The sequence below is a fragment of the Variovorax sp. GW821-FHT09B01 genome (assembly GCF_059418345.1).
The window spans coordinates 142465-163273 of record NZ_JBWKPQ010000012.1 but is presented as its reverse complement, the minus strand read 5'-3'; the positions used below and the strand labels follow the sequence as shown (position 1 = coordinate 163273).

The window sequence follows — 20809 nt, the reverse complement described above, 5'->3', positions numbered from 1 at the left end:
GATCAGGCGGCGAGAGTCCATGCGGGGCGCACTGGCACTTCGGGGATGTGGGAGTCGAAGGACTCGGCGAGCACGGCGCGCGGGCCCTGCGGAACGAAGGCGATGCCGGGCACTTCGGCGGGCGCCGCCACCGCATGCTGCGCATGACCGAAGTGGCACAGGGCACAGTCGCCGATCGCGGGATTCGGCGCGTTGCCGGCGTCCTTCGACGTGCCCGCGTCGGCGTGGCTGCGGTCTTCGGCCGCGTTGCCCGGATGCTCGTGGTGGCCCCAGTGCTGTGTCTGCGCGTCCTGCTCGTGCGCGCAATAGGCGGCCGACATCGCCCAGCTGTACTGGAGCGGAAGCAGGAACACCAGGAAGATCAACAGCCAGCGGCGCATGGGAGCGGGAGTATATCGACGGCACCTGCGGCACCGAGGCTTTCAAGACCCCACGGAACGCGGGTGCAGCGCACTGTACGACGCCTCGACACGGCTTTGTCCGTCAAGCGGATTACGAATTTGTAACCCCCTGCGAGGCCCCTGTTTCATTACCATCCGGCGATGCGAATTCTTGTGATCGAGGACGAGCCCAAGCTGGGCGACTACCTCAAGAAAGGCCTGGAGGAGAACGGTTACGTCGTCGACATCGCGCGCGACGGCATCGAGGGCCGCTACCTGGCCACCGAGGGCGACTACGGCCTGATCCTGCTCGACGTGATGCTCCCGGGCATCGACGGATTCGCGGTGCTCAAGGCGATACGCCGCACCAAGAACGTCCCGGTGCTGGTGCTGACCGCGCGCGACAAGGTCGAGGACCGCGTCAACGGCCTGCAGCAGGGCGCCGACGACTACCTGGTCAAGCCCTTCTCGTTCTCGGAACTGCTCGCGCGCATCCAGGCCCTGCTGCGCCGCGGCCAGGCCCAAGACGCCACCGTGTTGCGTCTGGCCGATCTGGAGCTCGACCTCGCGAGCCGCAAGTGCCAGCGCGCGCGCAAGCGCGTCGACCTGACCTCGAAGGAATTCATGCTGCTGACGGTGCTGCTGCGCCGGCGCGGCCAGATCCTCTCGCGCACCACGCTGGCCGAGCAGGTGTGGGACATGAACTTCGACAGCGACACCAACGTGGTCGAGGTGGCGATCCGCCGGCTGCGCGGCAAGATCGACGATCCCTTCGAGGTGAAGCTGCTGCACACGGTGCGCGGCATGGGCTACGTGCTCGAAGACCGCTCCTGGGCCTGAGGGCCCGAGCATGCGCGCCCCCTCGATACGCCGCCGGCTGTCGCTCTGGTTCGCGGCCCAGACCTTCTTCGGCCTCAGCGTGGTGTGCCTCGCGGTCTACCTGGTCACGGCCTGGAACTTCGGCGCCAAGCAGGACACCGAGATCGCGCACAAGGCCGAGCTGGTGCAGCACCTGCTGGCCGAGGGCGAGAAGGCCGGCGATCTCTCGACCCTGCGGCACAAGCTCGAGGACTTCTTCTCGATGGAGGACGAGTTCAGCCTCTCCATCGTCACGGCCACGGGCGACACCATCTTCCGCTCCACGCCGCCCACGGGCGGGCGCTGGGTGCGCAGCGACCGGCAGATGCCGTGGCGCGCGCCGGGCGCGCAGACCGCGCCGCTCACGGTCTCCATCGGCATCAGCGTGGCCAACGACGCGCGGCTGCTCGAGCGCCTGGCCTGGACCCTGCTGGGCGCGGTGCTGCTGGGCACGGCGCTGGTCTCGCTGACCGGCTTCTGGCTGGTGCGGCGCGGTCTGCGGCCGCTGAAGGCGCTGGCCGAGCGTACCTCGGCGATGGCGCCCGACCGGCCCAACGAGCCGATCGACGCGCTGGCCTTCGCCGAGGAACTGCAACCCTGGATCACGCAGTTCAACGCACTGCTGTTGCGTGTGCAGCGCGCCTACGTGCAGCTCGAATCCTTCAACGCCGACGTGGCACACGAGCTGCGCACGCCGCTGGCCAACCTGATCGGCTCGACCGAGCTCGCGCTGACCCGTCCGCGCGGCAACGAGGAGTTGCAGGCCGTGCTGGCCTCCAACCTCGAGGAGATCGGCCGCCTCTCGGGCATCGTGACCGACATGCTGTTCCTCTCGCAGGCCGAGCGCGGCGGCGCGACGCGCTCGCGCGCGACCGTGAGCCTGGCGGCGCAGGCGGTGGACGTGATCGACTTCCACGACGCCATGCTCGAGGAGGCCGGGCTGCAGGCGCGCGTCGACGGCGATGCCAGGGTCGACGTCGATGCGGCGCTGGTGCGCCGCGCGCTCTCGAACCTGCTGGGCAATGCCATCCGCTTCGCGGCGCCGGGCTCGGCCATCGCGATCGAGATCGGGCCCGACGCCGGCCCGGGCAGCCAGCGCGACGCGATCGCGCTGGTGCTCGTCAACCGCGGCGCCGCCATCGCGCCCGAGGTGCTGCCGCGGCTGTTCGAGCGCTTCTACCGCGCGGCCCCGGCGCGCGACGGCTCGGCCCGCCACCATGGGCTGGGCCTGGCTATCGTCGAGGCCATCGCGCGCATGCACGGCGGTCGCGTGTTCGCATCCAGCCAAAACGGCACGACGCGCATCGGCTTCACGGTGCCAACGCACCCGTGATGCGCGGGCGTCCGGCCGCCGCGGGCCGCTGACGCCTTTCTTCTTCATCGCGCACGCAACGCCCGAGAACTTTGGGCTTCCTTCGCGGAACTGCGCGTACCTTTCGTCGGCCAAGCCGGGTTTATCCCGATACGGCACAGGCGCCGCGCCCCCAAGAATCCGCCCTCAATAAAAAGCACGGACGTTCGTTTTATTAACCGGCACTCAAGGAGATGAGCATGAATGGATTTTTCGGTGGTCTGCTGCGCCGCCTGGCGCTTCCGACGGTCTTCGCCCTGCTGGGCCTTCTGGGCTTCATGGCCCCCGCGCAGGCGCAGGACAACGCCACGCAGACCCGCTACCCGATCGTGCTCGTGCACGGCCTGTTCGGTTTCGATTCGCTGTTCGGCGTCGACTACTGGTACGGCATTCCCTCGGCGCTGCAGCGCAGCGGCGCGCGCGTGTTCGTGGCGCAGGTGTCGGCCGCCAACAGCACCGAGGTGCGCGGCGAGCAACTGCTCGCGCAGGTGAAGAACATCATGGCCATCACCGGGGCCGCCAAGGTCAACCTGGTGGGCCATTCGCATGGCGGCCCGACCATCCGCTACGTGGCAGGCGTGGCGCCGCAGCTCGTGGCCTCGGTCACCTCGGTGGCCGGCCCGAACAAGGGCTCGCGCGTGGCCGACATCCTGCGCGGCACCGTGCCGGCCGGCTCGCTCAGCGAGACCGTGCTCAACGGCGCGGTGAATGCCTTCGTGGCGCTCATCAACCTCGGCTCGGGCGGCAGCGGGCTGCCGCAGATGCCGGTGGCCGCGCTCGATTCGCTGACCGCGGCCGGCTCGGCCGACTTCACGCGCCGCTTCCCGCAGGCCGTGCCCACGGGCTGCGGCGACGGCGCCGAGGTGGTCGGTGGCGTGCGCTACTACTCGTGGACCGGCAAGCAGCCCGTGACCAACCTGCTCGATCCCAGCGACGCTTCGCTCGGCCTGCTGGGCCTGAGCTTCGGCGAGACCAACGACGGCCTGGTGGCCGTGTGCTCCTCGCGCCTGGGCAAGCACCTGGGCGACTACCGCCAGAACCACCTCGACGAGGTGAACCAGCTGCTCGGCGTGCGCGACTGGCTCGCACCCGATCCGGTCGCGCTGTACCGCCAGCACGCCACCCGCCTCAAGCAGATCGGCCTGTGACGCGCCGCTGGCCCCTGGTTCTGGCCGCGGCCGCGGTGGTGGCGCTCGGCGGCTGGTGGTTCGGCATGTCGGGCCCGGCGGAAAGCGAGGCGCGCACGGGTGAGGCCGCATCGGCCGGTCCCGTGCCGCTGGCGCAGACGCCCCCGACCGCCGCGCCCGCGGTCATCGCCGACAGCTTCCTCACGCCGAACCTGCGCGACCGCATCGAGGCGCTCTTGCTCGAAGCCGGCGAGGCCGCGAGCCCCGAGGACCTCAAGCGCCGCGTCGAGGCGCTGGTGCCCACGCACTTCGCGCCGCACGAGGCGGCGCGCGCCCGGGCGCTGCTGGGCCGCTACGTCGACTACCGCGTGGCGCTCGGCGCGCTGCAGCTGCCGGCCGACCTCGGCGATCCGCGCGCGCTGCGCGACACGGTCGAGGCGCGCCGCCGGGTGCGCGAACAGCACTTCATGCCCGACGAGTACCAGGCGCTGTTCGGTGCCGACGACGACTTCGACCGCTACAGCCTCGCGCGGCTCGAGATCGAGCGCAACACCGCCCTCACGCCCGCGCAGCGCCAGGCCGCGCTCGAGGACAACGAGCGCAGCCTCGGCGAGACCCAACGCGCCCAGCGCGCCGGGACCGTGGCCCAGCTCCAGGTGGCCTCGCAGACCGCGGCGCTCGAAGCGCGCGGCGCCAGCGACCAGGAACGCTTCGCCGAACGCAGCGCGCAGTACGGCGCGCCGGCCGCGCAGCAGCTCGCCCAGCTCGACCGCGAGGAACGCGACTGGCAGGGGCGGCTCGCGCAGTACGCGGCACTGCAATCGGCCAAGGCCGATGCGCAGTCGCTCGAACAGATGAAGCAGCAGCTCTTCACGCCCGAGGAACGGATGCGGCTGGAAGCGGCGCTGCAGTTGCGCGCGCAGGCGGCGGCCGCGGCGCCGTCGATGACGCCGCGCTAGGACCCGCTAGGAGGTTTCGCGCGCGACCACGAACTCGGCCCCCGGTGCCGCGCTGCGCACCGTCAGTTGCCAGCCATGCGCGAGCGCGATCTCCTGGCAGATCGCGAGCCCCAGGCCCGAGCCTTCGTCGCGCCGTCCGGCGCCGCGCCAGAAGCGCTCGAAGACTTTCGGCAACTCGGTGGCGCTCAGCCCGGGCCCCTGGTCGCGCACCGAGATCCGCTGTTCGTCGGCCACCAGCCGCACCGTCGCGTTCGGCGGCGAATGCTGGATCGCGTTCTCGAGCAGGTTCTTCAGCAGCGTGAACAGCGCCCCGCGGTCGGCGCGCCAGCCGAGCGACTCGGAGGCCACGCGCAGGTCGAGCCGCACCCGGCGCCGCTCGGCCAGCCGCGCCAGGTAGTCGCCCACCTCGTCGACCAACGCGGCCAGGTGCACGAGGCCGATCTCGTAGTTGCGCAGCTCGGTGGCCTCGGCCAGGTGCAGCAGCTGGTTCACGTGCCGCGCCATCTGGTCGACGTCGCGCAGCAGGGCCTCGCGATCGAAGCCGGCATCGCCCGCGCCATGCAGCTCGATCTGGGCGCGGATCAGCGCCAGCGGGGTCTTGAGCTCGTGCGCCACCGTGCCGAGGAAATCCTGCTGCGCGACATAGCCGCGCTCGAGCCGGTCGAGCGCGCGGTTGAAGGCCTCGATCAGCGGCAGCATCTCGGACGGCAGCCCGCGCACCTCGAGCCGCGCATCGAGCGTGCGCGGCGTGATGCAGGCGGCGCTGTCGGACGCCGCGCGCAGCGGCCGCAGCATGCGGCCGAGGGTGAAGTACATGGCGACGGCGAACACCAGCACCGAGGCCAGGCTCGCGAACAGCATGCCCTGCCCCAGCGCCGGCAGGCCGACGGCGCGCTCCATGACCTCGATGAAGCGCCGACTGATCGCCACCTGCACGTACCAGCGCCGGCCGCCATGCTCGATGGCCTCGGTCGCGACCCGCATCGGCAGGCCGTCCGCCACCGCGTCGAAGGAGCGGCCTTCCGGCTCGAAGCTGCCGTTGTCCGCGCGCAGCGCCGCCAGGCCCTGCCCCGCGGGCAGCACGACCTGGCCCGCCGCGTCGAGCACGCGCACCGAGGTCTCGCGGCCCAGGCCCGCATAGAGCCACATCGTGAGGCGGGATTCGTCCAGGCCCACCGGCTGCCCGGCCGCGTCGAAGCGCAGCGCGCGAGCGATCAGGCGCGCATGGTTGGCGATGCTCTCGTTGAACACCTGGCCGCGCAGCGCGAACGCCACGGCACCGCCCGCGGCGATCAGCACGATGCACACGAGCACGCCCGCCACGTAGGTGACCAGCAGGCGCGTGCCGAGGCTACGCGGCATCGCGAAGCGCATAGCCGTGGCCTCTCACGTTGGCGATCTGCAAGCGCGAGTCCACGGCCTGCAGCTTCCTGCGCAGCCGGTGCAGGGCCACGTCGAGCGCATTGGGCGTGACCGCTTCCGACAGGCCCCAGGCGGCCGACTCGAGCGCGCCGCGCCGCACGGTCTGCCCACCGGCGCGCACCAGGCACAGCATGATCTGCAGCTCGGCCGGCGCCAGCGTGACCGCCTCGGGGCCGCAGGCCAGCGTGCCGCTGTCGGGCTGGATCCGGATGTCGCCATGGGCCGGCGACAGGCTCTGCAGCTGCACCGGCCGGCGCAGCAGCGCGCGCACGCGCGCCACCAGCTCCTCCATCGAGAAGGGCTTGGCCAGGTAGTCGTCGGCGCCCGATTCCAGGCCATCGACGCGGTCGTGCAGCGCATCGCGCGAGGTCAGCATCAGGCACGGGGTGCGCGTGCCGGCCGCGCGCAGCCGGCGCACCAGCTCCAGGCCGTCGCCGTCGGGCAGGCCGCGGTCGACCACCAGCGCCGCATAGGCGGTGCCGCGCAGTGCATGCGCGGCGCTGTCGATGCGGCCGAAGACGTCGGCCTCGATGCCCGCGCCCGACAGCGCCTTGCAGACCAGCGCGGCCATGCGTTCGTGGTCTTCGATCAGCGCGATCCGGTTCATGCGCCCGAGGATGCCTCAGAAACGGTAGAGATAGCCGACCGAGGCCGAACCCAGGCCGGAGCGGTTCACCAGCGGGCTGTTCTTGATCTGCTTGCCCAGCTGGGTGGAGCCGATGTCGAGGAACACCGACTGGTGGCGGTCGATCGCATAGCCCACGCGCAGGCCGATCTCGGTGTTGACGCTCGAGCGGCCCAGGTAGAGCGGACGCCCGATGCGGACCTCCTGCGCGCGCACGCCGTAGTAGTAGTCGACGTACTTGTCGTCGACCCACACGGCCTCGAGGCGCGGCGTGAAGGTGAAGCGGCCGGCGCGGAAGTCGCGCTGCACGCCCAGGCGCAGGTGCTGGCCCTTGCTCTTGCCCGAGGCATCGCCGAGCCATTCGAGCGAGACGTCGGCCAGCTCGTTGCGCCAGACGAGGCCGGCGCCGAGCCAGATGCTGCCCTTGCGCTCCTCCATGCCCGAGAGCACGGGCGCATCGTCGGGCTTGTAGCCGCCCAGGCCGTAGCGGGCGCGCAGGCCGAAGGACAGCGAGGAACGGCCGCCCAGCTCGAGCGCCGGCAGCTTGAGTTCCGCGCCGGTGCCGAACACGCGCACATGGCGGTTCTCGAAGTAGACCAGCGGCAGGCCCTGCGACTTGTTGCCGGCGTCGGTGTAGGGCTGCTGCCTGACGCCGGCGGCGAGGCCCAGGCCCCAGCGGGCGCGGTCGTCGGACGGGGCGGCGGAAGGCTCGGCGAGCGGCTGTTCGAGGGCCGTGTCCTGCGCCCAGGCGGGCACGGCCCACGGGGTCAGCGACAGGCCCGCGAGCACGGGCAGGCAACGGGAGAAGGAAGAGAGCGAGGAAGCACGCGGCATGGCGAAGCCAATCGGGTTGTCAGGGAAGCCCGGATGCTCGATGGGGCAGTCTTACCGCGGTCTTACCGGCCCGCGTCCGCGCGGTAAGCCCGCGGAAAGACGGCCGGGCCGAGGATGCGCGCCTCTTCGAACCGGAGCCGCCGATGCCCATGCTTTTTTCGACCCGACTTCCCGCTGCACGATGCAGCACGCCGCGCTGATGCCCGCGCCCTGGGTGCCCTCGCCCTGGTCCGCGCGCAAGGCACCGGCGCGCGTGCCGCCGGCCGCACCGGCGCCCCCGCCTGCGCCTAGGACTCCACGCGCGCCGCCTCGGCCGCGCGCGCCTTGCGCCCCATCACGAGGTTGATCAGCGGCCCCGTCATCGCCGTGGTCGCCAGCGCCATCACCAGCAGCATGGTGAAGAGCTCGGGGCCGATCAGGCCGACGTCGAGGCCGATCTTGATGACGATCAGCTCCATCAGCCCGCGCGCGTTCATCAGCGCGCCGGTCGCCAGGCTGTCGCGCCAGCCATAGCCGGCCAGGCGCGCGCCGATCGCGCCGCCGGCCAGCTTGCCGATGCTGGCGACCGCGACGATCAGCAGCAGCGCGCCGATGCCCGCGCCCGAGAAGGCGCTGGCCGTGGTGCCCAGCCCCGCGAGCGCGAAGAACAGCGGCATCAGCAGCACGATCGACAGCGGCTCGATGCGCTCCTGCAGCGAACGCAGCAGGCGGTCGTCGCGCGGCAGGCAGGCGCCGAACAGGAAGGCGCCGAACACCGCATGCAGGTGCAGCCATTCGGTGAGCAGGGCCGAGACCAGCAGGCCGATCATCAGCGAGGCCAGCACCGTGGTCGAGGGCTCGCCGTCGGGCGCGCGGGTGCGCAGCAGCCAGGCATAGGCAGGCTTCAGGCCAAGGAACAGGAAGGCGAACAGCGCCACCGCGCCGCCGCCGGTGCGCAGCAGCCCGAGGTAGCCCTCGCCGGCGCCGGCCAGCGCCACCACGAAGGCCAGCAGCACCCAGGCGAAGACGTCGACCACCGCGGCCGCGCCCAGCGAGAGCTGGCCGAAGGGGGTGCGCGTCAGGCCGCGGTCCTTGAGGATGCGCGCCATCACGGGGAATGCGGTGATCGACAGCGCCGCCGCGATGAACAGCGCGAAGGGCCAGAAGCCCACGCCGGTCGGTGCCAGCGAAGGATGCAGCGCGGGCGCGATCGCCAGCCCCAGGCCCAGCGGCGCGATCACGCTGGCGATGCCGACCCAGCCGGCCGACTTGAGCTGCGCCTTCACGCCCTGCGAGGCGCGCAGCTCGAGGCCGACCACGAACATGAACAGCACCAGGCCCACGGTGGCGAGCGCCGACAGGCCGCCCAGCGACTCCTTCGCGAAGATCTGGCCATGCAGCGAGGGGAACAGCGCGCCCATGACGGCCGGCCCCAGCATCAGGCCGGCGGCCATCTCGCCGACCACGCCGGGTTGGCCGAGGTGGCGCAGCACCCATCCGCAGACGCGGGCCGTGCCGAGGATGACGATCAGTTGCAGCAGCAGCGTCGTGGCGGACATGGCCGGATGTTAAGTCCCGCCGCGCTCGGCCTCGGTCCACAGCGCGGCCATGGCGCGCAGCAGCGACTCCTCGACCACCGGCTTGAACAGCACCGGCACGCCCGACTCGCGTACGCGCTGCAGCCGCGGCGGCGCGGTCTCGCCGGTCACCAGCAGCAGCGGCAGCCGTCCGCCCTGGCTCCGGCGCAGGCGCAGCCCGGCATCGAGGCCGTCGGAGCCGTCGGCCAGCCGGTAGTCGCACAGCAGCAGGTCGTAGGGCCGGCCCTCGGCGCCGGCGCGCGCCAGCGCCTGCGCGGCGGCGGCCTCGTCGGCCACCGCGTGCAGGTCGATCGCGTGCTGGCGCAGCAGGCCGGTCATGGCATCGCGGATATCGGCCTCGTCGTCGACCAGCAGCACGCGGCGCGGCATCGGTTCCATGCGCGGCATCGGCGCGCGCGGCCCGAACGAAGGCGCGGGCGTGAAGGACTGGCGCCATGGCGGCGCGGCCGCGGCCGCGGGCGCGCAGGCTTCGTCGCGCGCCGGCGCGGCGGGCACCACCACGCGCACGTGCGTGCCGCGGCCCAGGCGCGAATGCACCTGCACCGGATGGCCGAGCAGGCGCGAGAGACGCTGCACGATCGCCAGCCCGATTCCGAGCCCGCGCGAGCGGTCGCGGCCCGGGTTGTCGATCTGGTAGAACTCCTCGAAGATCCGGCCCGACTGCTCGGGCGCGATGCCGATGCCGGTGTCGCGCACCTCGATCCAGACCACCTCGCCGCGGTCGCGCGCGATCACCGTCACCCCGCCGCGCCAGGTGTACTTGAGCGCGTTGTCCATCAGGTTCGACAGCATGCGGTGCAGCAGTTGCGGATCGCTGCGCACCCACAGCCCGCTGGCGCGCACGCGCAGCTGCAGCTGGCGCTGCTCGGCCTGGGCCGAGAAGGTGTGGTTGAGCGGCAGGAACAGCGCATCGAGCGGCACCGCGTCGAGCGCCGGCGCGACCACGCCGGCATCGAGCCGCGAGACGTCGAGCATGGTGTCGAGCGAATGGCCCAGCGCATGCACCGCGCGCATCAGCCGCTCGGCGTTGCGGCCCTCGGGGCGATTGCGCAGCTCGTTCTCGAGCGCGGCGCCGAACAGCGCGATGGCATGCAGCGGCTGGCGCAGGTCGTGGCTGGCGGTGCCGAGGAAGCGGCTCTTCTCCTGGCTCGCGCGCTCGGTGGCCACCACCTGCTCGCCCAGGCGCGCGGCCAGCACCTCGTTGCGGAAGCGCAGCCGCAGCGCCTCGTCGAGCACGCGGTGCTGGCGCGTCGCGATGCGCAAGGTGAGCACCAGGTGCACCGCGCCGAAGACCGCGAGGAACAGGTGCACGCCGTCGCCCTGCCAGGCCAGCGCGAGCACCAGCCCCGCCATCATCGGGATGCCGTAGCCGAACAAGGCGGGCTTGAGCGAGCACAGCGACTGCATCGAGCGGGTCCAGCCGCTCATGATGACCACCACCAGCAGCGTGGTCGTCACCAGGTCGTCGCGCGCCATGAAGAAGGCCGGCACCGGCGCGGCAACGACGCTCAGCAGCGTGACCTGCGCGGCATAGCGACGCGCCCAGGTCGCGCTCATGGCATCGGGGATGCCGGCATGCCAGCGCGGCGCCAGCAGCACCGCGAGGTCGATGATGACCACCAGACCCAGCCACAGCAGCGCGAGGACCGAGCTGCGCTCGAAGGTCGCGACGCCGAGCGCGATTGCGAAGCCGATGTGGGTGGCGACCGAGACGTTGCGCGAGGCATAGAACGACGCCAGGTGCTCGCGCAGCACGCGCTGTGCGAGGGCACGGTCGAGGAGCTCGCCGTTCGGGTCGCGGGCTGCGGCACTGGTCATCGGGACGATTCTGGGGACCGCCCCCGGCGCTCGGAAGTGCCCTAAGTCATGGGACGAACCAGCGGTCGGCCCATTGGTTGAGCGGCTTCAGCCGCCGCACCAGCTCGGCGCCCGACTCGGTCAGCGCATAGCCCGCGTCGCCCAGCGCCACGATCCCGGTGGCGCGCAGCTCCTTGAGGCGGTCGTTGAGCACCGAGGGCGACATCTCGCCGCAGCTGGTGCGCAGCGCGCGAAAGCTCTGCGGCTGGCCGTCGCGCAGCTCCCACAGCACGCGCAGGGTGCCCTTGCGGCCGAGCTGTTCGAGCAACCGCATGACGGGGCGGCGGTGCACCGCGGGGGCTTCGGCTGGATCGTTCTCTTGCATGGTTCGGCGGGCGAGTCGCGTGCGTTACTGCGCTACGCATTTCGTAGCGATAGACTGGATCATCGCTACGGATTTCGTAGCGATTTCAAGCCATTCTATGCAAGGAGTTCCCATGACTGCAGAGACCGCGCCCCGCATTCCGCCGCTCGAGGCGCCCTACCCCGAAGGCATCGCCGAACTGCTCGCGCGCATGACGCCACCGCAGGCCCCCGAGGTGCTGAGCCTGTTCCGGGTGATGGCCGTGAATCCCCGGCTCGCCGAGCGCACGCTCGAGCTGGGCCGCCACTTCCTGGGCCGCAAGGCCTCGATCTCGCTGCGCGAGCGCGAGCTCGTGATCCTGCGCGTGTGCGCGCGCTGCGGCGCCGAGTACGAATGGGGCGTGCACTGGAGCGGCTTCGCCGACGCGGCCGGCCTCGGCGAGGCCGAGCGGCGCGCGACCGCCGAGCGCGATGCGGACCTGGGCGCGCTGCAGCCGCGCGACGCCCTGCTGCTGCGCATGGTCGACCAGCTGCACGACACGGGCGACATCGACGATGCGCTGTGGCACGCCCTCGGCGAGCACTGGGACCACGCGCAGTGCCTCGAGCTGATGATGCTCGCGGGCTGGTACCACGCGGTGAGCTACGTCTGCAACGCGGCGCGCGTGCCGCTCGAGCGCTGGGCCGCGCGCTGGTAGCTCAGGCGTTGTTCTTCTCGGCGCGCATCAGGCGCAGCCCGTTCGCCACCACCAGCAGGCTCGCGCCCATGTCGGCGAACACGGCCATCCACATGGTCGCGCTGCCGAACACCGCGAGCACGAAGAACACGCCCTTGATGCCGAGCGCCAGCGTGATGTTCTGCCACAGCACCGCATGCGCGCGGCGCGACAGCCGGATGGTCTCGGGAATGCGGCGCAGGTCGTCGTTCATGATGACCACGTCGGCCGCCTCCATCGCGGTGTCGGTGCCGGCGCCGCCCATCGCGAAGCCGATGTCGGCCTGCGCGAGCGCGGGCGCGTCGTTGATGCCGTCGCCGGTCATGGCGGCCATGCCGTAGCGCTGCTGCATCGCCTTCACGGCATCGAGCTTCTCCTCGGGCAGCAGGTTGCCGCGCACGTCCTCGATGCCGGCATGCGCGCCGATGGTCCTCGCGGTGGCGGCGTTGTCGCCGGTCAGCATCACGGGCACCACGCCGAGCGCGCGCAGTTCGGCGACCGCGGCCTGCGACGAAGGCTTGATGGTGTCGGCCACCGCGAACAGCGCGAGCACCGCCTGCTCCGAAGCCAGCAGGGTGACCGTGCGGCCGGCTTCCTCGTGGCGCTTCAGCGCGGCCTCGATCGCGGGCGTGCAGAGGCCGCGTTCCTCGATCAGCCGATGGTTGGCCAGCGCATAGCGTTGGCCGCCGTGCACGGCTTCCACGCCACGGCCGGGCAGCGCCGCGAAGTCCTGCACCTCCTCGAGCGCATGGTCGACCGACTTCAGCCCCTCGGCGATGGCCCTGGACACCGGGTGGTCGGAGCGCCCCGCGATGCTGGCCGCGATGGCGAGCACGGCCGCGTCGCCGCCGGCCGTGGCGCCGAGCACCTCGGATTCGACCAGCCTGGGCTTGCCCTCGGTGATGGTGCCGGTCTTGTCGAGCGCCACCGCCTTGAGCTTGCGCGCCTCCTCGAGGTAGGTGCCGCCCTTGATCAGGATGCCGCGGCGCGCGGCCGAGGCCAGCGCGCTCACCACCGTCACCGGCGTGGAGATCACCAGCGCGCAGGGGCAGGCGATGACCAGCAGCACCAGCGCCTTGTAGATCGCCTCGAGCCAGGTCCAGCCCATGGCCCAGGGCGTGAACAGCGCGATGGCCAGCGCGATCGCGAACACGGCCGGCGTGTAGATCGCGGCGAAGCGGTCGACGAAGCGCTGCGTGGGCGCGCGCGTGCCCTGCGCCTCCTCCACCGCGTGGATGATGCGCGCCAGCGTGGTGTTGGCGGCCACCGCGGTGACGCGGAACTCGAGCCCCGCGGTCTGGTTGATGGTGCCGGCGAAGACGGTGTCGCCCACGGTCTTGTCGACCGGGATGCTCTCGCCCGTGACCGGCGCCTGGTCGATCGCGCTGCTGCCGGCCGTGACCGCGCCGTCGAGCGCCACGCGCTCGCCGGGGCGGATGCGCACCACCACGCCCAACGGCACCTCGCTCGCGGGCACGGTCTGCCAGCCGCCATCGGGCTGACGCACCTCGGCCTGCTCGGGCGCCAGCGCCAGCAGGCTCTGGATCGCGTTGCGCGCGCGGTCCACGGCGCGCGCCTCGATCAGCTCGGCGATCGCATAGAGCGCCATCACCATCGCGGCCTCGGGCCACTGGCCGATGAAGAAGGCGCCGGTCACGGCCACCGCCATCAGCGCATTGATGTTGAGCCGGCCGCGCACCAGCGCCGCGAAGCCCTTCTTGTAGGTGTCGAGCCCCGCGAGCGCGATGGCCGCGAGCGCGAGCCCCATCTCGAAGACCATGAAGCCCCTGCCCTCGAGCGCGAGGAAGGAGACGGACTCGGCGCCGATGGCGAGCACCAGCGCCGCGATCAGGCGCGCGAGGCCGGCGCTCTTCCAGCCCGCGGGCTCGATGCTGCGCGCCGCCCCCGGCGCGGGCGCGGCCACCGGCTCGGGCTTGAAGCCGGCCTTGCGGATCGCCGCCAGGGCCTCGGCCAGCGCCGCTGCGTCGGCGGTGATCGCCATGGTGCGTTCGCCGAGCCGGAAGCGCAGCGCGCCGATGCCGGCCACGGGCTCGAGCGCGCGGCGGATCTCGGACTCCTCGACCGCGCAGTCCATGGTGGGAATGCGGAACAGCGTCGCGCCCTGGGGCAGGTCGGCCGGCTCCGGCGCCGACACGAAGGCCGACACCGAGGCCGAGCCGCAGCCCGTGTGGCTGCAGCAGGCGTCGTGCGCGGGCGGCGCGGCCGCGGCCGCGGGCGCATGGCCGTGATCGTGCGCGTGGCCATGGTCGTGGCCGTGCGCGTCGGCGGGCGCCGTGCCCCCCCGAATATCCCTGTCGAGCGTGTTCTGGTTCGTCATGGGCTCGATTGAAAACCCTGAAGCAGGTGTAGAGTCAAACGCAGTTCCCCCACCCGCTGGCGGGGCTTCGCCGGCCACCACGGCCCGGCCCGCCCGCCAGCCCTTCATCCATCTGCCGCATCATGAAAATCGGTGATCTGGCCAAGGCCGCGAACACGCCCGTCGAGACCATCCGCTACTACGAGCGCGAAGGCCTGCTGCCCGCGCCCGCGCGCACCGAGGGCAACTACCGCATCTACGGCGAGGACCACGCGCAGCGCCTGGGCTTCGTGCGCCGCTGCCGCTCGCTCGACATGACGCTCGACGAGATCCGCAGCCTGCTGAAATTCCGCGATGCGCCGCAGGAGGACTGCGGCGAGGTCAACCAGCTGCTCGACGACCACATCGGCCACGTGGCGGCGCGCATCGCCGAGTTGCGCACGCTCGAGAAGCAGTTGAAGGCGCTGCGCCAGCAATGCGGCGGCGCCGATTCGGCCCAGCCCTGCGGGATCATCCAGGAGCTCGACGCGGTCGCGCTCGAGCCCGAGGGCTTCGGCCAGCACGCGGGCCACGTGCACGGCGCGCTGCACGCGCGCCGCTAGCGCTCGCGCGCGAAGCCCTCGAAGAACGCGGCCGCGTTCCGTTCGAGGCTGTCGAGGTGGTAGCCGCCCTCCTGCACGATCAGGGTCGGCAGCTTCAACCCGCCGATCGCCTCGCCCAGGCGGGCGAAGCCCGGCGTGGTCACCGCGACGCGCGACTGCGGGTCCTCGTGGTAGATGTCGAAGCCCAGCGCCAGCACCAGCGCATCGGGCTGGTAGCGCCGCAGCGCGCGGGCCGCCGCGTCGAGCCGGTCGAAGAACAGCGCCTCGCTGGCGCCATGGGGCATCGGCAGGTTGAGGTTGAAGCCCAGGCCGGCACCGGCGCCGCACTCGTCCTCGTGGCCCGCGACCACCGGGTAGAAATTGGTCGGGTCGCCATGGATCGAGACGTACAGCACGTCGGCGCGCTCGTAGAAGATCTCCTGCACGCCCTGGCCGTGGTGCATGTCGGTATCGAGCACCGCCACGCGCGCATGCTGCGCGCGCAGCGCCTGCGCCGCGATGGCCGCGTTGTTCAGGTAGCAGAAGCCGCCGGCGCCCTCGGCGCGCGCATGGTGGCCGGGCGGGCGGCACAGCGCATAGGCCTCGCGTTCGCCGGCCAGCAGCGCCTGCGCACCGGCCAGCGCCGACTGCGCGGACCCGTAGGCCGAGCGCCAGGTCTGCGCGCCCACCGGGCAGCTGCCGTCGGCCAGGTAGCGCGCGGCCTGCGCGAGCACGCCGCGCAGCGCGTTGCCTTCGCGCACGTAGATGTTCGACATCACCTCGTCGCCCCAGTCGGGGCCCGCGGCCCGCCACTCGGCATGCGCCTCCTCGAGGAAGCGCAGGTAGTTCATGCCGTGCACGGCCGCGAGCGGCGCGGCGCCGTGGTCGGCGGGCTCGCGCACCTCGAAGCCCAGCGCGCGCGCGGCGCGCAGCAGCCGCAGCGCGCGCTCGGGCACCTCCTGCGGCGTGCGCATGCGGCCGCGCGAGAGGTAGCTCTGCGGGTGGTGCTTCAGTTGCTCGGGATGGAAGTAGGTCAGCATCGGAATCGGATCGGTGTCGTTGCAGGATCAGTGCTCGGGGGCGCCGGCATCGGCGCGACGGTGCTTGAACGCGTCGAGCGCCATCACGCAGAGCAGCGACACGCCGGCCAGGCCCGTGAAGAACACCGCCAGCGGCCACCACTGGCCGACGAAGCGGTGCGCCAGGTAGGTGCCCACCAGCGGCGTCAGGCCGCCCGCGATCGCGCCGCACACGTGGTAGCCGATCGAGATCGCCGAGTAGCGCACGCGCGTCGGGAACACGCCGCTCACGAAGCCCGCGATCACCGAATAGAAGCTCGACAGGCAGACCACCGCGAGCGCGATGCCCAGCACCATCGACGGCACGCTGGCGCCCTGCACCAGCAGGAACATCGGATAGGGCGAGAGCATCGCGAGGAAGGCGCTGAGCTTGAGGAAGCGCGCGCCGCCGATCTTCTCGGCCAGCAGCGCGGCCAGCGGCTGCGCCACGAACTGGATGATCGCGACCAGGAACAGGCAGTCGAGGATCACCGACTTCGTCACGCCCAGGTAGGTGGTCGTGTAGGCAATCATGAAGGTGTTGGTGAAGTACACGCCGGCCACGCCGAGCGTGTTGGCGCCGATGCACAGCGCCACCAGCAGCCCCGAGGAACGGAACACCTCGGCGATCGGCAGCTTCACCGTGAGCCGCGAGCGCTTCTCCTGTTCGAACTCGGGCGACTCGTGCACGCCGAGGCGGATGCAGGCGCCCACCAGCAGCAGCACGGCGCTGGCCAGGAACGGCAGGCGCCAGCCCCACGAGAGGAAGTCGGCCGGGTCCATGGTCGAGACCAGGCGGAACGCGACCAGCGACAGGATCAGCCCGGCCGGGCTGCCGAGCTGCGCGAACGAGGCGAAGAAGGTGCGGCGGCCCTTGGGCGCGTGTTCGCCGGCCATCAGCACCGCCCCGCCCCATTCGCCGCCGACCGCGATGCCCTGCACGACGCGCAGCACGATCAGCAGCACCGGCGCCAGCACGCCGATCTGGCCGTAGGTGGGCAGCAGGCCGATGCAGACGGTGGCGATGCCCATCATCACGATGGTGGCCATCAGCGCCTTCTTGCGGCCGATCCGGTCGCCGATGTGGCCGAACACCACCGCGCCCAGCGGCCGCGCGAAGAAGCCGACGGCGAAGGTGCCGAACGAGGCCATCGTGCTCAGGAACGGGTCCTGCGAGGGGAAGTACAGCGCGCCGAAGACCAGCGCGGCGGCCGTGGCGTAGATGTAGAAGTCGTACCACTCGATCATGGTTCCGACGAAGGCCGCGGCCGCCGCGCGGGCGGGTTGGCGGACCGGGGCGGCGGACGGCATCGAGGCCGCCGGGTTGGCTGTGTTCAAGGTGTCTCCTCCGGGTGCCACGGCGAAGGCCGCAGGCGAGCCCGGACTATCGTCAGCGCCCAAATATCAGTCAAATTTCTGTTTTTTATTTTTCACATAAGTTGAGCTAATCTTGAAGGCGGAGGACCCCCGCCCATGACCTCGCCCACCCTCGACAAGGCCCGCTTCCTCAACGATCGGCTCGACTGGAACCTGCTGCGCACCTTCCTCGTGATCGTGCAGGAGCGCGGCGTGAGCCGGGCCGCCGCGCGCCTGCACGTCACGCAGCCCGCGGTGAGCCAGGCGCTCAAGCGGCTCGAGGAATCGCTGGACTGCCGCCTGATCCAGCGCCACGGCGCGCGCTTCGAGCCCACGCGCGCGGGCGAGGAGGTGTTCCGCATCGCGAGCGACATCTACGGCCACGTGTCGCGGCTGGAGAGCGAGCTCGACGAGCGGCGCGACGAGGTCGCGGGCTCGGTGCGGCTGCTGTCGCTCAGCCGCATGCAGTCGGCCGTCTACGACCAGTTCCTGGCCGACTTCCACCAGACCTATCCGCGCATCGAGCTGCAGATCGAGGTCATGCGCTCCTCGGACATCATCTCCTCGCTGCTGCAGAAGACCGCGACCGTCGGCCTGGGGCTGTGCCGCGCGCCCGACGAGCGGCTGGACCTGCGCTGCTTCATGCGCCAGCGCTATGCGATCTTCTGCGGCCGCCACCACCGGCTGTTCGGCCGCCACGGGCTGACGACGAACGACCTGCTGGCCGAGAACTTCGTCTCCTTCACCAGCGACCAGCTCGGCGACAGCCTCTCGCCGCTCACGGTGTTCCGCGACACGCGCGGCTTCACGGGCCGCATCGTGGCCGCCTCGTCGAGTCTGGACGAGGTGCGGCGCATGATCTTCGCGGGCTTCGGCATCGGCTGCCTGCCCGAGCACATCGTGCGCGAGGACCTGGCGCAGCAGCGCCTATGGCGCCTGCCGCCCGACGAGGGCGTGACCGACGTCGACATCCAGCTGATGTGGCTGCGCGCGCGCAAGATGAACGCCGCGGAGCAGGCCTTCCTCGAGGCCATGGAGCGCACGATGCAGCGCTACTCGCTGACCGAGCGGCTGAGCATGGTGCCGGGCTGAAGGCCCGGCCCGGCCTTCATTCGCAGAGATCGATCCAGCGCTGGAGCCGACCCGCCACGCGCGCGGTGTTGAGGCGGGCGACCGAGCCTTCCATGTCCTCACTGCCCTCGACCTGGCACAGCAGCACCACCTCCTCGCGTTCGGCGCCGGTGCCGAAGAATCCCTCGCCATCGAGCTGTGCCATCGCGGCGATGCAGGCCTCGAAGAGGCCGTCGCGCAGCACGTCGAACTCGACGCTGCAGGGCAGGTCCTCGCGATGGCAGGCCAGGAGCATGCGGTAGGCGATGTCGAGGAACTCGCCGCCATCGCCGTGGGACCACTCGCCGGAGCTCCAGATCTCGCTCTCGTCCTCCATCTCGCCCGGTTCGCCCAGGGCGAGGTCGCTGGCGGCATGCACGATGGTCATCGCGCTCTCGTCGCTGCCCAGCGCGAAAAGCCGGAAGGTCCGCTCGGGCTCGGCCGCGCGAATGGCCCCGAAGGCGCGGCGCGCGCCCTCGCGAATCTCGTCCGTGAGCAGCGCGAAGTCGACGCGGGCCGGGTCGTGGATGCCCTGGCGCACCCGCACGTAGCCCTGGGCCTCGATCTCGCGGCCGCGCTGCGCCAGGGCCTCCTCGGCGGCCTGGGGACTGGCGAACTCGGCGACGCTGGAGCGCCCCCAGGTCTGCACCTTGCCGCTCGCGGCCCACAGCGAATTGCCGAACTGGCGCAGCTCGTGGAAGTCTGTGGGCCGCTCGTCCTCGAAACGATGGAACAGCGCCCAGCTCACGTCACTTCCCCACCAGCTGCGTGAGCTTCTCGGCCTCGAAGCACTCGTCGCGCGCCGCGTCGCCGGGCACGCAGTCCTTGGTGCCGGGATGGGCCGAGAGCTTCTCGATCGCCTGCCACAGCAGCGCGATCTGGTGCTCCTGGCTCGAGGCGTTGTCGATCAGGCCGCGCATCGCCTGGCTCAGCGGGTCGTCGTCCTGCGTGATGCCGTAGGCGCTGAATTTCTGCGGCACGGTCACGTCGGCGCTCTCGCCGGCCTTCGAGGGGATGATGCGCGCCGGGATGCCGACCGCGGTCGCGCCAGCGGGCACCGGCTTGATGACCACCGCGTTGCTGCCGATCTTGGCGCCGTCGCCCACCACGAAGCCGCCCAGCACCTTGGCGCCGGCGCTCACCACCACGTTGCGGCCCAGGGTCGGATGGCGCTTGGTGCCCTTGTAGAGCGAGGTGCCGCCCAGGGTCACGCCCTGGTAGATGGTGCAGCCGTCGCCGACCTCGGCGGTCTCGCCGATCACCACGCCCATGGCGTGGTCGAAGAACACCTCGCGGCCGATCTTGGCGGCCGGGTGGATCTCGATGCCGGTGAGCCAGCGCGCCATGTGCGCGATGAAGCGCGCGGGCCACTTGAAGCCATGGTTCCAACAGGCATGCGCCCAGCGATGCAGCACCACGGCATGCAGGCCCGGATAGACCGTGAGCACCTCCCAGGCGCTGCGCGCGGCCGGGTCGCGTTCGAGGATGCACCGGATGTCGGCGCGCAGGCGAGAGAACATCGCTGCCTTCGGATATTTTGGTTATGACGATGGGGGCCGCGCAGTCTATAGCCGGCCCTCATCGCGTACGGGCGATGGGGTTTTAGGCCCGCTCAGCGCCGGATCTTGCCGGCCGCGGCCTCGCTCATCGCCTTGGCGATGCCGCGCAGGATGTGGATCTCCTCGGCCGTGGGCTGGGCCCGGTTGAACAGCTGCTGCAGCCGCGGCATCAGCTTCTTGGGCGCCTCGGGGTCGAGGAAGCCCACCTCCACCAGCGAGCGCTCCCAGTGCTCGAGCATGCCGGCCACGGCCTGGGCATCGGCCGCCGGCGGCGGCACGACCGCGTCGCGCACCTCGAAGCCACCGAGCGCGAGCCGCCATTCGTAGGCGATCACCTGGATCGCGGCGCCGAGGTTGAGCGAGCCGAAGTTCGGGTCGGTGGGAATGCTCAGGGCGACGTGGCAGCGGTAGACGTCCTCGTTGCGCATGCCGAAGCGCTCGGAGCCGAACAGGAAGGCCACGTGCGCCTCGTCCTGCGCGGCCAGCGGGCCGAGGTGCTCGCGCGGCGTGCGCGTGGGCGGGCCGAAGTCGCGCGGCACCATCGCGGTGGCGCACAGGTGGGTCACGCCGTCGAGGGCCTCGTCGAGCGTTTCCACGATGCGCGCATTGGCCAGCACGTCGAGCGCGCCGCTCGCGCGCTGGATGGTTTCCTCGCGCCGCAGCACGTTGGCCCAGCGCGGCGCCACCAGCACGAGTTCGCCGAAACCCATGGTCTTCATGGCGCGGGCGGCGGCGCCCACGTTGCCGGCGTGGCTGGTCTGGATCAGGATGAAACGGGTGCGCATGAAAAGGGGTGGGGAGACAGGGACCGGCCGAGCC

20 protein-coding genes are annotated in these 20809 nt (G+C 71.4%); 7 read left to right on the top strand and 13 right to left on the bottom strand.

Features of this window, described 5'->3' with window-relative positions:
- Positions 1-2: 2 nt before the first annotated feature.
- Positions 3-380 (bottom strand): cation efflux protein, CzcI family, encoded by a 378-nt coding sequence (gene czcI / locus AC07RV_RS28335; protein ID WP_296775998.1) that lies wholly within the window; start codon positions 378-380, stop codon positions 3-5.
- Positions 381-542: 162 nt separating this feature from the next.
- Here czcI and AC07RV_RS28330 point away from each other — a divergent pair, with 162 nt between their 5' ends.
- The 4 genes from AC07RV_RS28330 to AC07RV_RS28315 all read left to right on the top strand — a co-directional run bounded on the left by AC07RV_RS28330 (position 543) and on the right by AC07RV_RS28315 (position 4675).
- Entirely contained in the window at positions 543-1220 is a 678-nt protein-coding gene (locus AC07RV_RS28330; RefSeq protein WP_057594849.1) for a heavy metal response regulator transcription factor, read from the top strand.
- 10 nt (positions 1221-1230) lie between these two features.
- Entirely contained in the window at positions 1231-2571 is a 1341-nt protein-coding gene (locus AC07RV_RS28325) for a heavy metal sensor histidine kinase (RefSeq protein WP_296776000.1), read from the top strand.
- A 218-nt stretch (positions 2572-2789) separates the two neighbouring features.
- Entirely contained in the window at positions 2790-3737 is a 948-nt protein-coding gene (locus AC07RV_RS28320; RefSeq protein ID WP_296776002.1) for an esterase/lipase family protein, read from the top strand.
- The gene (locus tag AC07RV_RS28315; protein WP_296776005.1) at positions 3734-4675 is read left to right on the top strand and encodes a lipase secretion chaperone; all 942 of its coding nucleotides are present in this window, start codon (positions 3734-3736) and stop codon (positions 4673-4675) included. Before AC07RV_RS28320 ends, AC07RV_RS28315 begins: the two co-directional genes overlap by 4 nt.
- A gap of 6 nt (positions 4676-4681) precedes the next feature.
- Here the strand turns inward: AC07RV_RS28315 and AC07RV_RS28310 are convergent, their stop codons facing one another.
- From AC07RV_RS28310 to AC07RV_RS28285, 6 genes are all read right to left on the bottom strand, one after another.
- Positions 4682-6037 carry a sensor histidine kinase gene (locus tag AC07RV_RS28310; RefSeq protein ID WP_296776007.1) on the bottom strand — a complete coding sequence of 452 codons (1356 nt, stop codon included), beginning with the start codon at positions 6035-6037 and terminating at the stop codon, positions 4682-4684.
- On the bottom strand, positions 6027-6704 hold the full coding sequence (locus AC07RV_RS28305; protein ID WP_296776010.1) for a response regulator transcription factor: 678 nt from the start codon (positions 6702-6704) through the stop codon (positions 6027-6029). Before AC07RV_RS28305 ends, AC07RV_RS28310 begins: the two co-directional genes overlap by 11 nt.
- A gap of 15 nt (positions 6705-6719) precedes the next feature.
- Positions 6720-7556: a MipA/OmpV family protein gene (locus AC07RV_RS28300; protein ID WP_296776013.1), complete on the bottom strand. Its 837-nt coding sequence runs from the start codon at positions 7554-7556 to the stop codon at positions 6720-6722.
- A gap of 287 nt (positions 7557-7843) precedes the next feature.
- Positions 7844-9094, bottom strand: a complete 1251-nt coding sequence (locus AC07RV_RS28295; protein ID WP_296776015.1) for a cation:proton antiporter domain-containing protein — start codon at positions 9092-9094, stop codon at positions 7844-7846.
- Positions 9095-9103: 9 nt separating this feature from the next.
- Positions 9104-10951 carry an ATP-binding response regulator gene (locus AC07RV_RS28290; protein WP_296776018.1) on the bottom strand — a complete coding sequence of 616 codons (1848 nt, stop codon included), beginning with the start codon at positions 10949-10951 and terminating at the stop codon, positions 9104-9106.
- A 46-nt stretch (positions 10952-10997) separates the two neighbouring features.
- Entirely contained in the window at positions 10998-11315 is a 318-nt protein-coding gene (locus AC07RV_RS28285; protein ID WP_208508752.1) for a winged helix-turn-helix transcriptional regulator, read from the bottom strand.
- A 112-nt stretch (positions 11316-11427) separates the two neighbouring features.
- On the opposite strand from AC07RV_RS28285, the gene AC07RV_RS28280 reads away from it, so the two are divergent.
- Positions 11428-11991 carry a carboxymuconolactone decarboxylase family protein gene (locus AC07RV_RS28280; RefSeq protein ID WP_296776021.1) on the top strand — a complete coding sequence of 188 codons (564 nt, stop codon included), beginning with the start codon at positions 11428-11430 and terminating at the stop codon, positions 11989-11991.
- 1 nt (position 11992) lies between these two features.
- Here AC07RV_RS28280 and AC07RV_RS28275 read toward each other — a convergent pair whose 3' ends face one another.
- Positions 11993-14347 (bottom strand): heavy metal translocating P-type ATPase, encoded by a 2355-nt coding sequence (locus tag AC07RV_RS28275; protein ID WP_296776024.1) that lies wholly within the window; start codon positions 14345-14347, stop codon positions 11993-11995.
- A 122-nt stretch (positions 14348-14469) separates the two neighbouring features.
- Between AC07RV_RS28275 and cadR the strand changes: the two genes are divergently transcribed.
- On the top strand, positions 14470-14928 hold the full coding sequence (gene cadR, locus AC07RV_RS28270; RefSeq protein WP_296776027.1) for a Cd(II)/Pb(II)-responsive transcriptional regulator: 459 nt from the start codon (positions 14470-14472) through the stop codon (positions 14926-14928).
- Here the strand turns inward: cadR and AC07RV_RS28265 are convergent.
- Positions 14925-15947, bottom strand: coding sequence for a histone deacetylase family protein (locus AC07RV_RS28265; RefSeq protein ID WP_296776029.1), 1023 nt, complete (start codon positions 15945-15947; stop codon positions 14925-14927). The genes cadR and AC07RV_RS28265 overlap by 4 nt on opposite strands.
- 27 nt (positions 15948-15974) lie before the next feature.
- Positions 15975-17276 carry an MFS transporter gene (locus AC07RV_RS28260; RefSeq protein ID WP_296776215.1) on the bottom strand — a complete coding sequence of 434 codons (1302 nt, stop codon included), beginning with the start codon at positions 17274-17276 and terminating at the stop codon, positions 15975-15977.
- Positions 17277-17438: 162 nt separating this feature from the next.
- On the opposite strand from AC07RV_RS28260, the gene AC07RV_RS28255 reads away from it, so the two are divergent.
- Positions 17439-18413, top strand: a complete 975-nt coding sequence (locus AC07RV_RS28255; RefSeq protein WP_208509207.1) for a LysR family transcriptional regulator — start codon at positions 17439-17441, stop codon at positions 18411-18413.
- A 16-nt stretch (positions 18414-18429) separates the two neighbouring features.
- Here the strand turns inward: AC07RV_RS28255 and AC07RV_RS28250 are convergent, their stop codons facing one another.
- From AC07RV_RS28250 to AC07RV_RS28240, 3 genes are all read right to left on the bottom strand, one after another.
- A complete protein-coding gene (locus AC07RV_RS28250) occupies positions 18430-19179 on the bottom strand; it encodes a DUF4303 domain-containing protein (protein ID WP_296776033.1) in 750 nt (249 codons plus the stop codon).
- Position 19180: 1 nt separating this feature from the next.
- On the bottom strand, positions 19181-19951 hold the full coding sequence (gene cysE / locus AC07RV_RS28245) for a serine O-acetyltransferase (protein ID WP_093339507.1): 771 nt from the start codon (positions 19949-19951) through the stop codon (positions 19181-19183).
- 92 nt (positions 19952-20043) lie between these two features.
- Entirely contained in the window at positions 20044-20775 is a 732-nt protein-coding gene (locus tag AC07RV_RS28240) for an RNA methyltransferase (RefSeq protein WP_296776036.1), read from the bottom strand.
- Positions 20776-20809: the final 34 nt, after the last annotated feature.